Raw genomic sequence first — 1,903 nt, 5'->3', positions numbered from 1 at the left:
ATAGTCGGTCAACTGCTGTAGGTTCAAATGCAATGTTGAATGCAGACAATAGAACAACAGGTATAATCACTAATAACACTGCGGTAGGATCTGAAGCCTTGAAAGGAAGTGCAACACCTGCTAATAATATAGGAACGGGAAATACTGCGATAGGAAGCGAGTCTATGATGGCAAATACAAGTGGAAGCGGAAATGTTGCAACTGGTTATGCTACCCTTTCAAGCAATTCCACAGGTAATTACAATTCAGCATTTGGACAAGGCACATTAATATCAAATTCAACTGGAAGTTATAATTCAGGGTTTGGAAATGGAGGATTATTATTGAACACAACAGGAAATGACAATACTGCAATTGGACATGATGCCTTAAACCAAAATAGAGCAAACAGTCGATCAACAGCTGTTGGATCTAACGCAATGTTTAACGCTGATAATAGAACTACAGGCCAAGAGACATATAACACTGCTGTTGGTTTTAATTCTTTAAAAGGAAGTGCTACGCCTGCAAACAATACAGGACGCTTTAATACAGCAGTAGGAGACGAAGCCTTAATGGGAATAACATCAGGAAACTCAAATTCGGCAGTCGGTAGTAGGGCATTGCAAGTAAACAGTTCAGGACAATACAATGTAGCTATGGGACAAGATGCATTGGGTTTAAATACGACAGGTTTTGATAATACTGCCCTGGGTTATCAAGCTTTGAGTGGAAATGTTGGAGGCCAAAGAAGCACCGCAGTGGGTCGATTAGCAATGCAACTGATGAACAACAGTGCCGCCATCTCTGGTAACACAGCCGTAGGAAACGAAGCCCTAAGAGGAAGTGTTGTTTACGGTAACAATACCGGAACAAACAATACTGCTATTGGTCATGAAGCCGGAATGAATAACTCTACAGGAGGTGAAAATACAAGTGGTGGGTCTGGTTCATTGAAATTAAATCAAACAGGTAGCTTTAACACCGCTTTTGGTAAGTCTGCATTGGCGGTTTCTAATACCAATGACAATGCCGCTTTTGGCTCAGATGCACTAAAATCTAATTCCACAGGAGAAGGAAATAGTTCATTTGGTCGTAGAAGTCTTGAGAATTCAACTGGATCTTCAAATACTGCCTTTGGTCACACGGCTGGTAATCTCCTAGTTGCTGGAGACAGAAATACTTTTTTAGGAACGGGTGCTGGTTTTTTTCAGACATCTGGTTCAAATAATATAGCAATTGGAAATAACGCACAAGTTCCGTCAGCTACTGGAAGCAATCAGATAAAAATAGGTGATGATCTAATAACTGATGCTTATGTTAAAGTTGCATGGACAATAACCTCAGACAAAAGATGGAAAGAAAACATCCAAACCAGCCCACTTGGCCTAGATTTTATCAAAGATGTTACACCAGTGCTTTATCATAGAATAGGCAATGAAAAAAAAGAGCAAGAATTTGGTGTTATTGCCCAAGATTTGGAACAAGTATTGGCTAAATATGGCTATTCAGAGACCGACTTGGGTCTTCTCTCAAAAGATGACAAAGGATTCTATTCCGTGCGTTACAATGACTTAATAGCTCCAATGATTAAAGCTATGCAAGAACAGCAAGAAATGATAGAAAATCTAAAAAAAGAAAATGCTGAATTAATATCAAATAATTCTAAAATAGAGAACCAAATCACCGGTATTTTAGCAAGATTGAACCACATTGATGGTCTATCAAAAGTAAAAACTTCTCCTAGTGAAGTAGGAAAGTAATATTAAACTAGCTTTTAATTAAACCACCTGAATATCTCGGGTGGTTTTTCTATTTTCTCTTCAGGCTAAAAAATATAAGTATCTCCTTGACTAAGTTTCAAAATTATTTTCAATATTTGAAAATGGACGGTTCTTTCGTTTCATAATAAGAATAAGCCATT

Annotated in this window: 1 protein-coding gene; it reads left to right on the top strand. The window is 38.0% G+C overall.

Going from position 1 to position 1,903, the window contains the following annotated elements; translation table 11 throughout:
- Window positions 1-1,742: tail fiber domain-containing protein (locus EGI22_RS15115; RefSeq protein ID WP_255069296.1), on the top strand; the 1,742-nt coding region annotated here is incomplete at its 5' end.
- Window positions 1,743-1,903: the final 161 nt, after the last annotated feature.

Origin of the sequence: Lacihabitans sp. LS3-19 (genome assembly GCF_024343575.1) — a bacterium.
In the GTDB taxonomy this organism is placed as follows: Bacteria; Bacteroidota; Bacteroidia; order Cytophagales; family Spirosomataceae; genus Leadbetterella.
This window is presented reverse-complemented; position numbering and strand designations above follow the sequence as displayed.